Raw genomic sequence first — 15,949 nt, forward strand, 5'->3', positions numbered from 1 at the left:
CTGATCCCTGCCTGCGGGTTGCGATGGGCCGGCGTGCACCGGCAGTTGGTCGGAGTTGCTTGTGCGCCTAGAACCCAGTACCGGGCCGGGAATCCACATATGCCACAGGGGATTCCGTAGGCGAGCCAACGTCTCATGCGGGTTCCTCGAACGGTAACGCGACCTCTCCGGTCCGGCTTTCGCGTTGCTGCTCAAGGAGTCCGCGCGCCACGTCCCATCCTGGCGTGTCGATCGGGTATGCCTCGATGTCGTCGATGGTCAGTGCGAAAGTGACCTTGCCGCCGGAATGGGTGGTGGTCTTGCTCAGCGACACGGCGGCGATGACCATGTGCCCGGCCTCGTCTCCGCGCAGGAGCGCGCCCGTGAGGTCGCCGATTCCGTTGCGCTTGCCGGCAGGTAGCGCACCGGACAGGGTGATCGTGGTGGACATCGTCGCCTTCTCGCGTTGATACGTTGGTTGGAGGCGGGGCGCGCCGGGCGTCGGGGTTCCACCGCGCCCCGCCTCCGGTCTAGCCGACCTTCATCATGGCGGCGGCGTGTGCGGCCGGGACCTTGATGACGTCGGGCGTCAGGCGCTTCGTCGTGTCGAACTCCACCGGCACATCCCAATCCCGTAGGAGGTTGTACGCCTCGACCGCGTGGAGCTGGGACCACGCCTTCATCGCCTCACCGCACGCCAGGTACACAGTGGACACGCGGACGAACGCGGTGCCTTCCTGGAACTCGACGTTGGTGCCGAACCGCTCGGCAACCTTCACCACGTCGGCAAGGCTGCGATAGTGCAGGCTGATGCCGATCGCGGATTCGGGGCGGATTTCCGCGCAGATCGGGTCCGGCAATCCGGGGAAGTCGATGAACGTCTGCCGGTAGGCGGCGGCACGCTCGGCCTGGTTGGTCATGCGGCCACGGACTCCTTCTCCAGCCGAATGATGCCCGGAGCAGTCGCGCGGACTGCGTTGCGCGTCCACATGTCGATCGCCTCGTGCGCGCGGGCGAGCTTGGTCTTCCGGCTGTCGATCTCAGCGACGAAGTGGGCCCCCGCGATGTGCATGATGTCGCGCGGCGGACGCACGTAGTGCATCTCGGGCAGGTAGTGCGCACCGGGCGTCACTCCGGGCGGGAAGGGCGAGGGCTTGACCTTCATCTTGGCCACGAGCTGCATCATCACGTCGTGGGCTGACGGCGGCATGAAGGTGACCAGCTCCTCACCGAGGCCGGCCGGGACCCACGTTTCGACGGGCCGGACGTGGGCGTTGCGGGGGCGCATCGCGCGTTCGCTGGCGACGATCGACCGCGCGACCTCGGTCATCCCGGCTCCGACAGCCATGCGTGGGGCGGGCGTCGGGCAGTCGGGCGTCTGGCCCGCCGAGCGCGCCTCAGCTACGCGCAGAGCCTGACTGAGGATCTCGACCTGCGCGGGGACGTACGCGTCGCGCAGGTCGGCCTTCAGCATGTCGGCGATCCAGCCCCAACCGCCGGCCTGCGACGGAGACGGGAGATGGACGGTGCGGTGCGCGAGGTTGAGCATCTTCATCGAACAGGACGCGCACAGCACGCTGACCTTGCGTTCGGTGTCCGGGTCGAGTTCCTGCGTGATGTGGCGGCAATAGGTGTCGTTGACCATCTGGACCATGCGAGCCAGTGGCCGGGGGGTGCAGGCCGGGAAGTCGGTGATCTCCCGGTCGCCGTTCTCCCAGGAGATCACGTTCATGGCGCACAGGTACGTGGTGCTTCCGGGGTGGCTGCCCACGGCCAGACGGGGCGGCGCGGTGAAGGTGGACATGGTGGGTGGTGTCCTCTCTATCGCTTTTCCCTCTGTGACAGAGGGTTCGTGTCGTACCAGCACTGGGCGTCGAACATCGCGACGGCATGAGCCGTGGTCTTTCGATGGTGGTTCTGCCGAATGGCAGTGCGGAGATGTTCGGGGAGCCTGTACCAGCACGCTCGGCAGGCGTAGTGATGTCGCGGAACTGGGTTCCCACACCCGCCTGGGCACGTGTGGGTGCTCACGGGCTACTCCTGGTTGCCCGGAGCGGTTTCGGGAGCCGGGTCCGGCGTCGGCGCGTCCTCGGGCTCAGGTGCGTTGTCGGGCGCGGTCTCTGGCGCAGGGTCGTCGGCTGGGGTCTCCGGCTCGACGGTGGTCATGACGGGCCACTTGGTCCGCTTCAGCTTGGTGACCGAGACCGGCCGGTCCTTGATGCGGAGTATCGCGTTGAACACGGGAGTATCCGTGTCGTGGCGGAGGATCTCGGCCAAGGGTCGTTCGGTGACGCCACTGAGGTCAATGGGCGGGAATGCTGTAGCCGTAGGCATTGCGTCCCTCTCAGGTGAAGACGATGACGATTGCGGTGATGATCGCGAGGACGATCACCGTGGCGCAGATGGCGACAACGATCAGGTCGAGGTCGCCGCCGGGGCGGGGTGCCTGCGTCATAGGAGAAGACTCGCCCCCAGCCAGGCCAGGTTGACGACCAGGACGAAGAGCGCCAGGCCGAACATGACGAGCGAGTACTGACCTATCTCGGTGAAGCTGGCTTCGATGAACAGGGTTCGGGCTCGGTCTGCGGCGCGTAGCCGGCGGGCTGCCCACGCCCTGAGCCGATCCGTCTTCCCCGGCGGAACGGCCGTCGCGCGCTGGTCGTCCTGTGTGGTCACAGGTAGACCCGCCTACGTTGAGGGCGCAACGCGTGCCGTGGCGTGTAGTTCCGAAGGCCGAGGTTCTCGATGGACCACGGTTCGACGCCGGGGTGCTCGCGCTGCCAGATGTACTCCACGCACCGGGCCAAGATCTCGCCGGGTAGGCGTCGGTGACGTCGGGGACGCCTGAAACACTGGATCTGGGTCATCACAACGGTTCCTTGTGCTGATCAAGTGCGGCCGGGCGGCGGGGGGTCGTCGTCCGGCCGTGCGGACTTACCGGCGGGGACGGACGGTTCGCTTCTTTTGGATGCGCTCCGCCTCCTGGCGCGCCGCGTCGATCTGCTTGTCGCGGCATTTCACGACCTCGTCCACCGGCACGTAGGTGCGCCGGAGGAACTTCACTCGGGGAAGCTCGCCCTCGTTCATCAGGCGGAAAACCGTGGCCCGGTTGACCTTCAGGACCGTGGTCGCCTGCGGGACGGTCATGAGCTTGTCCCAGATCTCCGCCGACCACTGCTGAAGCTTCTGGGCTTCGTCGTCATCGGTGTGGACGCCGCTGTCGTCGGCTGTCGCCAACACGGGGCCTCCTCTGCAATCGCGTCTGTCGGGGTGGTCGCTCGGAGTCGCAAGTGGACAGTCCGTGGTGACCGCGCGTGCGCTGTGGCGGTGGTTCCGTCGCAACTTGCGCTTCGGGCCGAGCAAGATCGACCTTGCATCGCGACACGCCGAAGAACAAGGCTTAGGGCAAAATTTCCCCAAAGTGCGATAGGGGGCGACCTTGACGCGCCGAGTTGCGACTTCATCGGCACTCTCGTAAGCGCTCGGTGACGAGTCGATACACTCGAACGAGAGGTATCGGAGGGGTTCGATACGGAGCGATGCTTATGGCGTCGGTCGCGCCACGACCTGCAACGTAGATCGACATGTAGTACCTGTTTAGCGGTACCTGTGCGCCCGTGGAGTCGCTAACTTGCTCCGCCGTTCACCCCAGGGAGGGACCTCGATGACGAACATCAGTTCGATGTGGTCGGCGGATGTCGCCGACTGGGTGACGAACACGGGGCCCGGCGCCGGCAACGGCCTCCCGCACGTGCGCGCGCTGTTCAGGATCGTCCATCCGGTCTGGAAGAGGGGCACCCTGGCCCGCCTGGCGACAGTGCACCAGGTCAAGCCGGACATCCTTCGGCATTTGTTCAAGACCAACACGTGGACCTCGATCCCCGCCGACCCCGTCATCGAGAGCCTGGCTACCGTGCTGGACCTGCCGGAGACCGTGGTCCTGTTCGCCTTCCTGGCCGACCTGCACCCGAAGGCGGTCGACGACGACATGTACCGCGTGTTGCACGAAGTGGGACAAATGAACCCAACCGAGCTAGTGCAGATGCGTCACGCTGCCAATCAGATCACTTCGCGTCGCTAACTACGGCGGAGCGTGTCCACTTGTGTGATAGTCGGTTCGATTGTGTCCATTTCGGAGGCTGCCGGTTGCATGTCGCTGCTGCGGGTAGCCACCTCGTGGGGCCCGCTCATCACACGTGGGCGGGTTTGAAGGAGTGACTCATGTGGCGATTTATCTGCGGTTAGGAGCCCCTGACCAGCGAGGTTGGATCAACGCCGGCCACCGGACAGCCGATGGTCGGACTGAGTACCTGATCAAGCCTGGAACGACGCTCACGGCCGAACAGCTCGACGTGCTCAACGAGCTGATGTTCACGGAGAGTGAGACTTCCTCTGGAGAAGGTTCGCCCATCGCTGGGACGGGGTAGGGGCGGCGGGGGGCCGCTTGCCGGAGGCTGCTGGGCAGGTCCGCGTCTGCTCGGCAGGGGGAGGCATGAACGCTCCAAGAACGAAGGGCCGGTGTCCTTGGCTGACACCGGCCCTTCGTCGCGTCTACGCGGCCACCAGGCTCGCGTCCGGGCTGAACTTCTCCATGCCGGGCAACTGCGAGGCCATCTTCATGAACGTCTCGATCACGGCCCACTGCTCCGCCGACACGAGCACGCCGTCTTCGGTTGCGACGGGCTGAGCGGGCTTCGTCGCTTCCGCCAGCTCCTGACGCCGCCGGCGGGCGCGGTCCACCTTGGCCTGGTGCATCTGGTCAACCATGCTCATGGCTTCGTCCTGAGCCTCCAGGGAGGCCGCCTTGATGTACTGAAGCGTGACGTCGAAGGTCTTGTGGCGCATCCGCTGCATGATGATGTCGGCCTTGACGCCCGCGCGTGCGAGGTTCGTGGCGCAGGAGTGGCGAAGGCTGTGGAACGTCGGCCGGTCGCCGGTGAGGCCGCTGGCCTCCCACGCCTTCTTCATGATCCCAGAGGGCCGCTCCGGCGAGAAGAAGCCGCCGCGCGCGTTCGGGAACACCGGGTCATCCGGCTTCGCATCCGGCGTCGCCTCCCGAAGGCGCTTCAGTGCCTCGACCGAGCGCGGCGTGAGGGTGATCCATTCGCCGCCGTTGCTGTTGCCGCCGCCCTTGGTGTGCTCGCGCAGGCGCTTGGACCCGCCCTTGACGGCCTTCTCCACGACGTCCTGAACCAGCACCTTCGGCTGTTCACTGTCGAGGTCGAGACGCTTCCAGCGGAGTCCCGCGACCTCTCCGGCGCGAAGGCCCTCGTCGTAGCCCAGGATCATCGCGGCGACGAACCGCCACGGAACGAAGTTCAGGAGGAAGAGGAAGTCCTGATCATCGAGGACCCGAGGGTCCTTCACCCGATGCACCTTCGGCAGCGGGATGTCCTCGACGGGGCTTTCGTCGATGTACTTCTGCTTGCGGGCGAACACCATGATCTGGCGCATCGTGATCAGCGACATCTCGGCCGTGGCCGGGGCCATGTTCGCGTCCTCGCACTCCCGCATGTACGTCAGGTAGTCCTCTTCCTGGATGACCGCGATGTCCATGTCGCCGAACCGGCGCATCAGTCGGTTGCAGTTGGTCCGGCGCGTCTCCTTGCTGGAGCGGGTGCCGCCCTGGAGGGGAAGAAACTCGGCCACCACGTCGGCGAAGTTGTGGCGGTGCCGCTGGCGGACCAGAGGCGAGCCGGACGCCTTGTACAGCTCCTCAAGCTGACCCGCGAGGGCGCGCTGTGCGGCGCGGCACTCGGAGGAAGTGGCGAAGGTCTTCGTGCCGTCCCGGTTCTCGGCCCAGACCTTCTCCTGAAGGTCGGCGTCCCAGACGTAGCCACGGAACCGGCCGGACTTCAGCTCCTCCGGCTTCGCCATCTCGGCCTTGCCGTCCCGGCGGGCCGGGCGACGGCGAGACTTGCGGGCCGGGCCTGTGGCGGCCTCGCTCTGGGGCGGGCGGCTCGCCGGGGCGTCGGCGGGGGTGGTGGGGGCGGTGTCGAGCGTTGTCGTCATGCGCGGGCTGCCTGTCTCGTGTGCGCACGCGCGGGCTGTCCCGGGGGACGACGCTAGCCGGACGACGCGGGGAGCGGCAAACCCGCGTGGGAAATGTTCCCCGGGCGGGAGCCGCAGGCAGGCGATCGGACCGAAGTTCCAAGCCCCTGACCTGCGGCTATGCTGCTTCCCACGGGGGCCGGTTCACGACCCCTCCATAAGCCACCATAGGGGACCTGGCGGTTCCCGATGGTGGCCTTCGCCGAGATGTGTCAGAGGTTGCCGCGACGCTCCTGCTCACGCTCGATCGCCTCGAACAGGGCCTTGAAGTTGCCCTTGCCGAAGCCGAGCGAACCGTGGCGCTCGATCAGCTCGTAGAAGACAGTCGGGCGGTCGCCGATCGGCTTCGTGAAGATCTGCAGCAGGTAGCCGTCCTCGTCGCGGTCGACCAGGATGCTGTGCTCCTTGAGCGTCTCGATCGGCACGCGGACGTTGCCGATGCGGGCGCGCAGCTCCGGGTCGTCGTAGTAGGAGTCCGGGGTGTCGAGGAACTCGACGCCGGCGGCGCGCATCGCGGTGACCGTCGCGATGATGTCGTTGGTGGCCAGCGCGATGTGCTGGCAGCCCGCGCCGTCGTAGAACTCGAGGTACTCGTCGATCTGCGACTTCTTCTTCGCCACGGCGGGCTCGTTCAGCGGGAACTTGACCCGGTGGTTGCCGTTCGAGACGACCTTGCTCATCAGCGCCGAGTACTCGGTCGCGATGTCGTCGCCGACGAACTCCGCCATGTTCACGAAGCCCATCACGCGGTGGTACCAGTCGACCCAGTAGTCCATCTTGCCGAGCTCGACGTTGCCGACGCAGTGGTCGACGGCCTGGAACAGCCGCTTCGGCGCGCCTTCCGGCCGCTTGATCGTGCTCTCGCGCGGCTCGTAGCCGGGCAGGTAGACACCGTTGTAGCGCGACCGGTCGACCAGCGAGTGGCGGGTCTCGCCGTAGGTGGCGATCGCGGCGACGCGCACGGTGCCGTGCTCGTCGGAGACGTCGTGCGGCTCCTCGAGGATGGTCGCGCCCTGCGCGCGGGCGTGCTCGACGCACTTGTCGACGTCGGTGGTCTCCAGCGCCAGGTCGATGACGCCGTCGCCGTGCTTGCGGTGGTGGTCCAGCAGCGGCGAGTCCGGCTTCACGCCGCCGGTGATGACGAACCGGGCCGAGCCGGACTTCAGCACGTAGGACTTGCGCTCGAAGACGCCGGTCTCCGGGCCGGAGTACGCGACGAGCTGCATCCCGAACGCGATCTGGTAGTACCAGGCGGTCTGGGTGGCGTTGCCGGCGATGAACACCACCGCGTCCATGGCCTTGACCGGGAACGGGTCGGTCGAGGCGTCGTGGTCCACGAGCCCGACGAGCTGACGCAGCTGGTCGTAGCTGACGTCGTCGAGCGCACCCTGGGGTTCGGCAGTCTGGGTCATACCCCGAAGGATCATCCCTTCGAGGCAAGATGCGCAATGGTCTCTATTTTCACTGGACAATCTGACCGGTGACTGCCCGGTATCGGCGGTCATCGTGGACAATCTGTGCATGCCGGAGAACCTGGATGCGCTGGATGCGCGACTGCTGCTGTTGCTCACCGACTCGCCGCGGCTGGGCGTGCTGGAGTGCGCGCGCCGGCTGGGCGTCGCCCGCGGCACGGTCCAGGCGCGCCTCGACCGCCTCACCGAACGCGGCATCCTCGGCGGCTTCCCACCGGAGCTCGACCTGGCGGCGATGGGCTACGGCCTGACGGCGTTCGCGTGGCTGGAGATCGCCCAGGGCCGCCGCGCGGAGGTCACGGAAGCGCTTTCGGCGATCGACGAAGTGTGCGAGGTCCACGCGACGACCGGCCAGGGCGACCTGTTCGTCCGGATGGTGGCGCGGGGCAACGACGACCTGCAGCGCGTGATCGACGAGGTGGTCGGGGTGCCGGACGTGCTGCGGACGTCGACGTCGATCGCGTTGTCGACCCCGGTGCCCCCACGGGTCCGCCCCCTGCTGGAGCGGACCGCGCGGGGCTGAGGCTCAGCCGACCTGGGCCAGGTAGCGCTTGGCCGAGCGCTGGACGACCTCGAAGCCGTCGGTCCGCACGATCGCGTCCCACCAGGCCCCGTAGATGGCCTCGAACCGGTACCCGGCCAGCAGCTCAGCCGCCCGGCGGACCACCTCCGGCCGTTCCGGGATCAGGTTCGGATAGCTGTACATGAACCCCACGTGCGTCCGGTCGGGGATGACCTGCACGATGTCGCCGGACAGCAGCGCGCCCTGGCCGTTCTCGCCGTCCGGCCAGTGCAGAACCGTGCCGCCGGTGAAGTGCACGCCCAGGTTGATCAGGCGCAGGTCGTCGGCGACGTCCAGCGTGGTGCCCGACCACAGCTTGACCGCCGGGTCCGGCCGGCCGATCCACTGCTGGTCGCCTTCGTGCAGGTGGATCGGCACGTCGAACGCGTGCGCCCACTCGACCATCGTCGTGTAGTAGTGCGGGTGGCTGATCGCGATGCCGGTGATGCCGCCCAGGTCGCGGACCTGCTGGACCAGGGTGTCGTCGAGGTAGGCCGCGCAGTCCCAGAGGAAGTTCCCCGACCGCGCCTGGACGAGCAGCGCTCGTTCGCCGATCGCGAACCCCGGGTTCGAGCCGACGCCGATGATGCCCGGGCCCTGCTCTTCGATCCGCGGCGAGTAGGTGCCGCTTTCGCGGAGCGCGGAAAGGTTCGTCCACTGCTGCCCGGACTGCGGGACGTACTGGCGTTCGTCCTCGCAGATCGGGCAGTCGTCGCGGGCCGCGGCGTACTGCATGCCGCACGCCTGGCAGATCGGTTCGGTGCTCACGGCGATGTCCTCCCAGAATGTGGATCCTGGGAGGACACGCTAGCCGTGTCTACTTGGCGTCGGTGTACGGAACCGCCTTGACGAGGGTGACCTTCTGCAGCTTCCCGTTGGGCAGCTCGTACTCGCGGGACTCGCCCTCCTTGGCGCCGAGCAGGGCCTTGCCCAGCGGCGACTCCGGGGAGTACACGTCGAGCTCGCCTTCGGCGCCCTCTTCACGGGTCGCGAGGAGGAACTTCTCGTCCTCGTCGTCGCCCTCGTAGCGGACGGTGAGCACCTTGCCCGGGCCGGCGGTGCCGTCGTTCGCGGGCGCCTCGCCGACCTTGGCCGAGCGCAGCAGCTCCTGCAGGTGCCGGATGCGCGCCTCGGCCTGGCCCTGTTCTTCACGGGCGGCGTGGTAGCCGCCGTTCTCCTTGAGGTCGCCCTCTTCGCGGCTGTCGTTGATGCGCGCGGCGATGACCGGACGATTCTCGATCATTTCGTCGAGCTCGTGCTTGAGCCGGTCGTAGGCATCCTGGGTCAGCCAGGTCACCTTGGTGTCGCTCACGGTCACCATCTCCTCGTCGGGCCTGCCAGGCTTGCGTGTTCAAGCCGGCCCACGCGGGCGTAGGTGCCCGCGTGGCTGAGATAAAGGAAAAACACGGCCCGTCGCGGGCCGTGCTGAAGGGTCAGAGTATCACGGCGCGACAGGCCGACGCCCGTTAAATCCGCACGCCGTGGGCGTTGGGCGCGCGGTTCACCCCGTTGGCCGCTATGGGGTTGACAAATACTGTGGTACCTCGTACGAGCAGCCGTAGACGTCGGCGGTCACCGGTTCCCCGATGCTCTTGATCGTCGTGCTCATCCTGCTGTACTTCGCGCCGGCGGGGATCAAGAGCTCTTTGCGGCCGCTCTCCGCGCCGGTCTTGTCGCGGACGCGCACGATGCACACGCCCGGCCTGCTGTCGTCGTCCCGCGTCACGTTGATGGTGATTTCCATCGCGTTGCCCGGTTTGCCGCTGAAGGCGACGCGCTCGGCGTCGATCGGCGCGGACCCGAGGTTGACGTACGCGACCCACGCGATCACGCCGCTGACCAGCAGGGCGATCGCCAGGAAGAGCCACCGGCGCCAGCGCCGGGGCGCCTTCGCGCGGCTGGTGCCGTACCGGCCCTCGGGCAGCACGGGGGCTGCCGTTTCCGCCGGTCCGCCTGCCAACGCGGGGCCTCCTGCTCGTTCTTGTCGTACCCGTGAGGACAATGGTGGGGCGGGTACGGCTTCGAGTATCCGCCCGCTGGGTGGGCGGCCCGCAGGTGGGTCGCGGAATACGGGTAGAGAAGGAGTCGTTCGCAGCATGGTGGACCAGCTGACGAAGCCGCGCTTGCGCATGATGGCCGTGCACGCGCACCCGGACGACGAATCGAGCAAGGGCGCCGCCACGATGGCGCGTTACGCCGCCGAAGGGCACGAGGTGCTCGTCGTCACCTGCACCGGGGGCGAGGCCGGCAGCATCCTGAACCCGGCGATGGACCGGCCCGAGGTGCTGGCGAACATGTCCGAGATCCGCCGGGAGGAGATGGCCCGCGCGGCCAAGATCCTCGGCGTGAGCCAGCGCTGGCTGGGCTTCGTGGACTCCGGCCTGCCGGAGGGCGACCCGCTGCCGCCGGTGCCCGAGGGCTCGTTCGCCGTCGTGCCGCTCGAGGAGTCGGCCGAGGCGCTGGTGCGCGTCATCCGCGAGTTCCGCCCGCACGTCATCACGACGTACGACGAGAACGGCGGCTACCCGCACCCCGACCACATCCGCACCCACGAGGTGACGATGGCGGCGTGGGACGCGGCGCCGGACCCGGACCGCTTCCCCGACGCCGGCGAGCCGTGGCAGCCGCTGAAGCTGTACTACATGCACGGCTTCTCGAAGGCCCGGATGGTGGCCTTCGACGCCGCGCTGAAGGAGGCCGGGCTCGAGTCGCCGTACACCGAGTGGCTCGAGAAGTGGGACCCCGACCGCGCCGATGTGATGGAGCGGGTGACGACCCGCGTCGAGTGCGGTGAATACTTCGAGGTGCGGGACGAGGCGCTGAAGGCGCACGCGACGCAGATCGACCCGAACAGCCGCTGGTTCTTCGTCCCGTTGGAGATCCAGCGCGAGACTTGGCCGACCGAGGAGTACGAGCTGGTCAAGTCCCAGGTCGACAGCACGTTGCCGGAGGACGACCTGTTCGCCGGCATCGGCATCGAGGAGAAGGTGAACACATGAGTCTGACGCTGCCGGCCGGCGTGGCGCTTCCGGTGACCGCGTCGGCCCTGGTGCTGGCGCAGCAGCCGGGTGACGGCGACAACGGCGGGCAGGGCGAGGACTTCGGCAAGTCCTCGCCGGTCGGCTTCCTGGTGCTGATCCTGTTCCTCATCGCGGTGGCGTTCCTGGTCCGCTCGATGACTAAGCACCTGAAGCGGGTTCCGGCCAGCTTCGACGACCCGCCGGCCGAGGAGCAGGCTGAGGCCACCGTCGAGAAGCCCGCGGAACCGGAGCCGGCCGAGAAGCCTGAGAAGAAGCAGCCGAACGGTGCCTCGTCGGCCAGCGCCGACTGAGATCTTCCCTGGTTGCGGCAACCCCGAAGCCCGATTGTGACTACGGCCGGCGGCACCGCGTCAAGGCGGGAAAGATGCCTTGACCCGGTGCCGCCGGCCGTGTTCTGGCTTCGGATCGGGGTTGCGGGGGGTCTGGGTTCAGAGTCGTGGGTCCACCGGGTCCGACTCCAGGGCGAGCACCGCGAACACGCACTCGTGGACGCGCCACAGCGGCTCGCCCCTCGCGACACGCTCCAAAGCCTCCAGGCCCAGCGCGTACTCGCGCAGCGCCAGCATCCGCTTCCGGTTCAGTCCCCGCTTCCGCAGCCGCTCCAGGTTCTCCGGCAGCGTGTAGTCCGGGCCGTAGATGATCCGCAGGTACTCGCGCCCGCGGACCTTCACCCCCGGCTGGACCAGCCCGCGCGTGCCCCGGGTCAGGTTCGCCGACGGCTTGACGACCATGCCCTCGCCGCCCGCCTCCGTCAGCTCCTCCCACCATGCGACGCCCCGGTTGACCGAGGCGTCGTCCAGCACGTCCACCGTGAGCGTCCGGGTCCGCTGGAACCGCGGGCCGGTGAGCCGGTCCAGCACCGAGAGGTGCCACGAGTGCGGCCGGTCGTGGTACGCCGTCCCCTCCGACGCCAGCAGCTGGAACGGTGCCAGCCGGACGCCCTCCAGGCCCGACGTCGGCCAGCAGTACCGCCGGTACGCCGCCCGGTACGCGTCCACTGTGGACTCGCGGAGGGACGTGCGCCGCAACAGGTCCGAGACGTCGATGCCGCGCGCGGCCGCCGTAGACAGGGCCGAGACCGCCGCCGGCAGCACCGCCTGGGCCGCCGCGCCGACCGACGCGTACTGGTCCGCGATCAGCCCGCCCGCCTTCGCGCTCCACGGCAGCAGCTCGGCGTCGAGCAGCAGCCAGTCCGACTTCAGCTCGTCGAAGAGCCCGCCGGCCGCCGCCCGTACGTCGTCCAGGAGCAGAGCGTTCTGCGCCGCCGAGAAGAACGGCCGCCCGGTGCGCGTGTACACCGCGCCGCCGCCGTCGATGCCGAACCGCCGGACACCGGCTGCGTCGTCCCGGCACACGAGCACCACGGCCCGCGAGCCCATGTGCTTCTCCTCGCACACCACCGACTGCACGCCGGCCGCCCGGTACTCGGCGAACGCCTCCTCCGGGTGCTCCAGGTAGTCGGCGTGCGACGACGTCGAACACGGCGCCATCGTCGGCGGCAGGTAGGCCAGCCAGCGCGGGTCGACCGCGAACCGGCTCATCACCTCCAGCGCCGCCGCCGACTGCTCCGCCGAGACGCCGACGCGGCCGTGGTGCGCGGTCTGCACGATCCGCTTGCCGGTGACGTCGGCCAGCTCGAGCACCGCGGGCTCGCGCCCGCCCAGCGGCCGCGAAGCATCCAGCGGCTTGGCGGGCTCGTACCAGACCTTGTGCGCCTTCACCGAGACGACCTCGCGCTCCGGGTAGCGCAGCGCGGTCAGCTTCCCGCCGAACACGCACCCGGTGTCGAGGCACATCGTGTTGTTGACCCACTCCGGCTCCAGGGTCGGCGTGTGCCCGTAGAGGACCATCGCGGACCCGCGGTAGTCACGCGCCCACGGCAGCCGCACCGGCAGGCCGTACTCGTCGGTCTCGCCGGTCGTGTCGCCGTAGAGCGCCATGCTCCGGACCCGCCCGGACGCGCGCCCGTGGTAGCGCTCGGGCAGCCCCGCGTGCGCGACGACCAGGTTGCCGCCGTCGAGGACGTAGTGTGCGATCAGCCCGTCGCAGAACTCGTGCGCCGCCCGGCGGAACTCCTCGCTCTCCGCGCCGAGCTGCGCCAGCGACTCCGCGAGCCCGTGGGCGGCGTTGACCTTCCGCCCGTGCAGCGCGCGCACCAGCTTCTGCTCGTGGTTCCCGCAGACGACCAGCGCGCTCCCGGCCGCGGCCATCCCCATCACGCGCCGCAGCACACCAGGCGTGTCCGGGCCGCGGTCGACGAGGTCGCCGACGAACACCGCCGTCCGGCCGTCCGGGTGGACGCCGTCGGCGTACCCCAGCTCGGCCAGCAGCTCCTCGAGCTCGGCCGCGCAGCCGTGGACGTCGCCGATCACGTCGAACGGCCCGGTCAGGTCGCGCTTGTCGTTGCGCAGCGGCTCGACGACGATCTCCGCGTCGGCGACCTCGGCCTCGCCGCGCAGCACGTGCACGCGCCGGAAACCCTCGCGCTCCAACGACTTCAGCGAGCGCTGCAGCTCGCCGCGCTGCCGCCGGACCACGTGGTCGCCGAAGTCGCGGTCGGGCCGGCCGGCGTTGCGCGCGACGCACACGGACAGCGGCAGGTCGAGCACGATCGCCGTCGGGAGCACGTCGTGCTCCTTCGCGAGCTTCACCAGGCTCGCCCGCGAAGCGCGCTGGACGTTCGTCGCGTCGATCACGGTCATCCGGCCGGCCGCGAGCCGCTTCCCCGCGACGTAGTGCAGCGCGTCGAAGGCCTCGGCCGACGCGGACTGGTCGTTTTCGTCGTCGGCGACGAGCCCGCGGAAGAAGTCGCTGGATAGCACCTGTGTCGGCGCGAAGTGCGTGCGCGCGAAGGTCGACTTGCCGGAGCCGGAAGCGCCGACGAGCACGACGAGCGCCATGTCGGGGACGGTCAGCTTCACGCGGCCACCTCCTCACTGGTCGAAAAGACCGCCATCTGGGTCGGCGGTCCCGATTCCTGGTCCACCGGTCCGATCGGCACGTACCGGACCTCGTAGCCACGCCGGGTCGCGACGCCGTCCGCCCAGGCGCGGAACTCGGCTCGGGTCCATTCGAACCGGTGGTCGGCGTGCCGGAAATGCCCCATCGGCAGGAACTCGAACAGCCGGTTGTACTCCGCGTTCGGCGTCGTGACGAGCACCGTGCGCGGCGCCGCGACCCCGAACACCGCGTGCTCCAGGGCCGGCAGCCGCTCCGGGTCGACGTGTTCGACGACCTCCATCAGCACCGCGGCGTCGTAGCCGGCCAGCGCCGGGTCGGCGTAGGTGAGCGCGGACTGCCGGAGCGTGACGCGGGAGTGCTCCTTCAGCCGCTTCTCGGCGACGTCGAGGGCGCTCGCGGAGACGTCGACGCCGACGATCTCGGTGAACGACCGGTCCTTCTCGAGGACGCGCAGCAGCGCGCCGCTCCCGCAGCCGAGGTCGAGCACGCGCCGCGCGCCGGCCGCCCGCAACGCGGCGAGCACGCTGCCGTGGCGCTGCGTCGCCAGCGGCTCCGGGCGGTCCGGGACCTCGGTGACGAGCGCCTCGGCGTCGGCCGGGACGTCGTCGGCCTCGGCCAGCCGCGAAAGCGCGTAGCGCACGACCGGCCGCCGCCGGTCGAGGTAGCGGTTGGTGATGAGCGTCCGCTCGGGGTGCTCGGCGAGCCAGCCGTCGCCGGCGCGCAGCAGCTTGTCGGCCTCGTCCTGGCCGACCCAGTAGTGCTTGCCGCCGTCGAGCGCGGGCAGCAGCACGTAGAGGTGCCGGAGCGCGTCGACGACCCGGTGGGTGCCGGCGAGCGACAGGTCGGCATAACGGCTCTCGCCCCACTCCGGGAATTCCGGGTCGAGCGGGATCGGCGCGGTCGAGACGCGCCAGCCGAGCGGCTCGAACAACTTGTGCACGACCTCGGCTCCGCCGCGCGCGGACAGCGACGGCACGCGGATCTCCAAGTCGAAAGGCTCGTCGACGAGTTCCGGACGCGCCGAGCAGCGCCCCGCGAGCGCGGTGGTGAACGCGGCCCGCAGCGCGACCGCGAGGTACGAGCCGCCCGCGTACGGCCGGTCGTTGACGTACTGGGTCAGCGAAGTCCCGCCGCCGCGGACGAGCCCGACCGGGTCGATCTCGACGAACAACGCGGCGGTACAACGGTTTTCGGCCGCTTCCGGGTAGAAGACGTGCGCGGTCCCGGCCGAGAGCGCGACCTGCTGGGCCTTCTCCGGATGCTTGTGGAGGAGAAAACCCAAGTCGGTGGCGGGGTTCCGGGTCGTCGTGATCGTCAGCAGCACCTGCCCAGTGTGGACGACGGCCGGTCCCGGCGCGCCCGGTTTTTGGCAGAAACGGACAGTTGACGATCCTTCGGACGTCGGGCAAGCTGGCGTCAGCACTGGGGGAGCGGCCGGGGGGCCAATGTGACGATTCTCGAAGAAGTCGCTGCGCTGCTTGAGGAATTGGGGCTGGGGAGCTACGAACCGGGCGGCGCGGGCGGCGACATCTTCCTGCTCGCGATGCCGGCCACTCCGGACGCGGCTCTCGCGCTGAGCCGGCTTCCCGGCGTCGAGTCCGACGCGCGGCTCCCCTACGACGAACCCGTGGTCCAGATCCGCGTGCGCGGCACCCCGAAGAACGCCGTCGCGGCCGAGGCGAAGGCCCAGGCCGTCTACGACGCCGTGCACGGGCTGGGAAACCGGCGGCTGCCCGGGAACACGTGGCTCGTCTCCAGCGTCGGCACGCAGGCCGGCCCGGTCTACGTCGGCCGGGACGCGGGCGACCGCGACGAATGGTCCGTCGCGCTGCGGATGGAGCTGCACCGGCCCGTCGGCAACCGCGCCTGAGACACGCTTTTCC

General features: G+C 69.0%; 18 protein-coding genes. 5 read left to right on the top strand and 13 right to left on the bottom strand.

Annotated elements, in window-relative coordinates; translation table 11 throughout:
- Positions 1–133: 133 nt before the first annotated feature.
- The 6 genes from ACERZO_RS07610 to ACERZO_RS07635 all read right to left on the bottom strand — a co-directional run bounded on the left by ACERZO_RS07610 (position 134) and on the right by ACERZO_RS07635 (position 3,216).
- Entirely contained in the window at positions 134–430 is a 297-nt protein-coding gene (locus tag ACERZO_RS07610) for a hypothetical protein (protein ID WP_372663684.1), read from the bottom strand.
- A 79-nt stretch (positions 431–509) separates the two neighbouring features.
- Complete coding sequence (locus ACERZO_RS07615; protein ID WP_372663686.1) at positions 510–899, bottom strand: hypothetical protein; 390 nt, start codon at positions 897–899, stop codon at positions 510–512.
- A complete protein-coding gene (locus ACERZO_RS07620; RefSeq protein WP_372663688.1) occupies positions 896–1,783 on the bottom strand; it encodes a hypothetical protein in 888 nt (295 codons plus the stop codon). Before ACERZO_RS07620 ends, ACERZO_RS07615 begins: the two co-directional genes overlap by 4 nt.
- Positions 1,784–2,013: 230 nt before the next feature.
- A complete protein-coding gene (locus ACERZO_RS07625; RefSeq protein ID WP_372663690.1) occupies positions 2,014–2,256 on the bottom strand; it encodes a hypothetical protein in 243 nt (80 codons plus the stop codon).
- A gap of 174 nt (positions 2,257–2,430) precedes the next feature.
- Positions 2,431–2,655: a hypothetical protein gene (locus tag ACERZO_RS07630; protein ID WP_372663692.1), complete on the bottom strand. Its 225-nt coding sequence runs from the start codon at positions 2,653–2,655 to the stop codon at positions 2,431–2,433.
- 258 nt (positions 2,656–2,913) lie between these two features.
- A complete protein-coding gene (locus ACERZO_RS07635; RefSeq protein ID WP_372663694.1) occupies positions 2,914–3,216 on the bottom strand; it encodes a helix-turn-helix domain-containing protein in 303 nt (100 codons plus the stop codon).
- Positions 3,217–3,643: 427 nt separating this feature from the next.
- On the opposite strand from ACERZO_RS07635, the gene ACERZO_RS07640 reads away from it, so the two are divergent.
- Positions 3,644–4,060 (top strand): hypothetical protein, encoded by a 417-nt coding sequence (locus ACERZO_RS07640; RefSeq protein WP_372663696.1) that lies wholly within the window; start codon positions 3,644–3,646, stop codon positions 4,058–4,060.
- Between the two features lie 470 nt (positions 4,061–4,530).
- Here ACERZO_RS07640 and ACERZO_RS07645 read toward each other — a convergent pair whose 3' ends face one another.
- Positions 4,531–5,991: a tyrosine-type recombinase/integrase gene (locus ACERZO_RS07645; protein WP_372663698.1), complete on the bottom strand. Its 1,461-nt coding sequence runs from the start codon at positions 5,989–5,991 to the stop codon at positions 4,531–4,533.
- A gap of 251 nt (positions 5,992–6,242) precedes the next feature.
- The gene (gene hppD / locus ACERZO_RS07650) at positions 6,243–7,442 is read right to left on the bottom strand and encodes a 4-hydroxyphenylpyruvate dioxygenase (protein WP_372663700.1); all 1,200 of its coding nucleotides are present in this window, start codon (positions 7,440–7,442) and stop codon (positions 6,243–6,245) included.
- Positions 7,443–7,551: 109 nt separating this feature from the next.
- Here hppD and ACERZO_RS07655 point away from each other — a divergent pair, with 109 nt between their 5' ends.
- Positions 7,552–8,025 carry an Lrp/AsnC family transcriptional regulator gene (locus tag ACERZO_RS07655; protein ID WP_160696256.1) on the top strand — a complete coding sequence of 158 codons (474 nt, stop codon included), beginning with the start codon at positions 7,552–7,554 and terminating at the stop codon, positions 8,023–8,025.
- A gap of 3 nt (positions 8,026–8,028) precedes the next feature.
- Here the strand turns inward: ACERZO_RS07655 and ACERZO_RS07660 are convergent, their stop codons facing one another.
- From ACERZO_RS07660 to ACERZO_RS07670, 3 genes are all read right to left on the bottom strand, one after another.
- Positions 8,029–8,832 carry an MBL fold metallo-hydrolase gene (locus ACERZO_RS07660; RefSeq protein WP_372663702.1) on the bottom strand — a complete coding sequence of 268 codons (804 nt, stop codon included), beginning with the start codon at positions 8,830–8,832 and terminating at the stop codon, positions 8,029–8,031.
- 49 nt (positions 8,833–8,881) lie between these two features.
- Positions 8,882–9,385 carry a transcription elongation factor GreA gene (gene greA / locus ACERZO_RS07665; RefSeq protein ID WP_086857442.1) on the bottom strand — a complete coding sequence of 168 codons (504 nt, stop codon included), beginning with the start codon at positions 9,383–9,385 and terminating at the stop codon, positions 8,882–8,884.
- A 195-nt stretch (positions 9,386–9,580) separates the two neighbouring features.
- On the bottom strand, positions 9,581–10,024 hold the full coding sequence (locus ACERZO_RS07670) for a DUF4307 domain-containing protein (RefSeq protein WP_372663705.1): 444 nt from the start codon (positions 10,022–10,024) through the stop codon (positions 9,581–9,583).
- Positions 10,025–10,160: 136 nt separating this feature from the next.
- On the opposite strand from ACERZO_RS07670, the gene mca reads away from it, so the two are divergent.
- Positions 10,161–11,063, top strand: a complete 903-nt coding sequence (gene mca, locus ACERZO_RS07675) for a mycothiol conjugate amidase Mca (protein WP_372663707.1) — start codon at positions 10,161–10,163, stop codon at positions 11,061–11,063.
- Positions 11,060–11,395 carry a hypothetical protein gene (locus tag ACERZO_RS07680; protein ID WP_372663709.1) on the top strand — a complete coding sequence of 112 codons (336 nt, stop codon included), beginning with the start codon at positions 11,060–11,062 and terminating at the stop codon, positions 11,393–11,395. Before mca ends, ACERZO_RS07680 begins: the two co-directional genes overlap by 4 nt.
- A 138-nt stretch (positions 11,396–11,533) precedes the next feature.
- On the opposite strand, the gene ACERZO_RS07685 is transcribed toward ACERZO_RS07680, so the two are convergent.
- Positions 11,534–14,026 carry a polynucleotide kinase-phosphatase gene (locus tag ACERZO_RS07685; RefSeq protein WP_372663711.1) on the bottom strand — a complete coding sequence of 831 codons (2,493 nt, stop codon included), beginning with the start codon at positions 14,024–14,026 and terminating at the stop codon, positions 11,534–11,536.
- Positions 14,023–15,390 (bottom strand): 3' terminal RNA ribose 2'-O-methyltransferase Hen1, encoded by a 1,368-nt coding sequence (locus tag ACERZO_RS07690; RefSeq protein ID WP_372663713.1) that lies wholly within the window; start codon positions 15,388–15,390, stop codon positions 14,023–14,025. The genes ACERZO_RS07685 and ACERZO_RS07690 overlap by 4 nt, the downstream gene beginning before the upstream one ends.
- A gap of 123 nt (positions 15,391–15,513) precedes the next feature.
- Between ACERZO_RS07690 and ACERZO_RS07695 the strand changes: the two genes are divergently transcribed.
- Positions 15,514–15,936, top strand: a complete 423-nt coding sequence (locus ACERZO_RS07695) for a minor capsid protein (RefSeq protein ID WP_372663715.1) — start codon at positions 15,514–15,516, stop codon at positions 15,934–15,936.
- Positions 15,937–15,949 lie beyond the last annotated feature (13 nt).

The organism is Amycolatopsis kentuckyensis, from assembly GCF_041679295.1.
Lineage (GTDB): Bacteria > Actinomycetota > Actinomycetes > Mycobacteriales > Pseudonocardiaceae > Amycolatopsis > Amycolatopsis kentuckyensis_A.

What these genes read in the sequence shown, in the direction of transcription:
- ACERZO_RS07610 (WP_372663684.1), bottom strand. Translation starts at nt 430, where the DNA reads ATGTCCACCACGATCACCCTGTCCGGTGCGCTACCTGCCGGCAAGCGC.
- ACERZO_RS07615 (WP_372663686.1), bottom strand. Translation starts at nt 899, where the DNA reads ATGACCAACCAGGCCGAGCGTGCCGCCGCCTACCGGCAGACGTTCATC.
- ACERZO_RS07620 (WP_372663688.1), bottom strand. Translation starts at nt 1,783, where the DNA reads ATGTCCACCTTCACCGCGCCGCCCCGTCTGGCCGTGGGCAGCCACCCC.
- ACERZO_RS07640 (WP_372663696.1), top strand. Translation starts at nt 3,644, where the DNA reads ATGACGAACATCAGTTCGATGTGGTCGGCGGATGTCGCCGACTGGGTG.
- ACERZO_RS07645 (WP_372663698.1), bottom strand. Translation starts at nt 5,991, where the DNA reads ATGACGACAACGCTCGACACCGCCCCCACCACCCCCGCCGACGCCCCG.
- hppD (WP_372663700.1), bottom strand. Translation starts at nt 7,442, where the DNA reads ATGACCCAGACTGCCGAACCCCAGGGTGCGCTCGACGACGTCAGCTAC.
- ACERZO_RS07655 (WP_160696256.1), top strand. Translation starts at nt 7,552, where the DNA reads ATGCCGGAGAACCTGGATGCGCTGGATGCGCGACTGCTGCTGTTGCTC.
- greA (WP_086857442.1), bottom strand. Translation starts at nt 9,385, where the DNA reads ATGGTGACCGTGAGCGACACCAAGGTGACCTGGCTGACCCAGGATGCC.
- mca (WP_372663707.1), top strand. Translation starts at nt 10,161, where the DNA reads ATGGTGGACCAGCTGACGAAGCCGCGCTTGCGCATGATGGCCGTGCAC.
- ACERZO_RS07680 (WP_372663709.1), top strand. Translation starts at nt 11,060, where the DNA reads ATGAGTCTGACGCTGCCGGCCGGCGTGGCGCTTCCGGTGACCGCGTCG.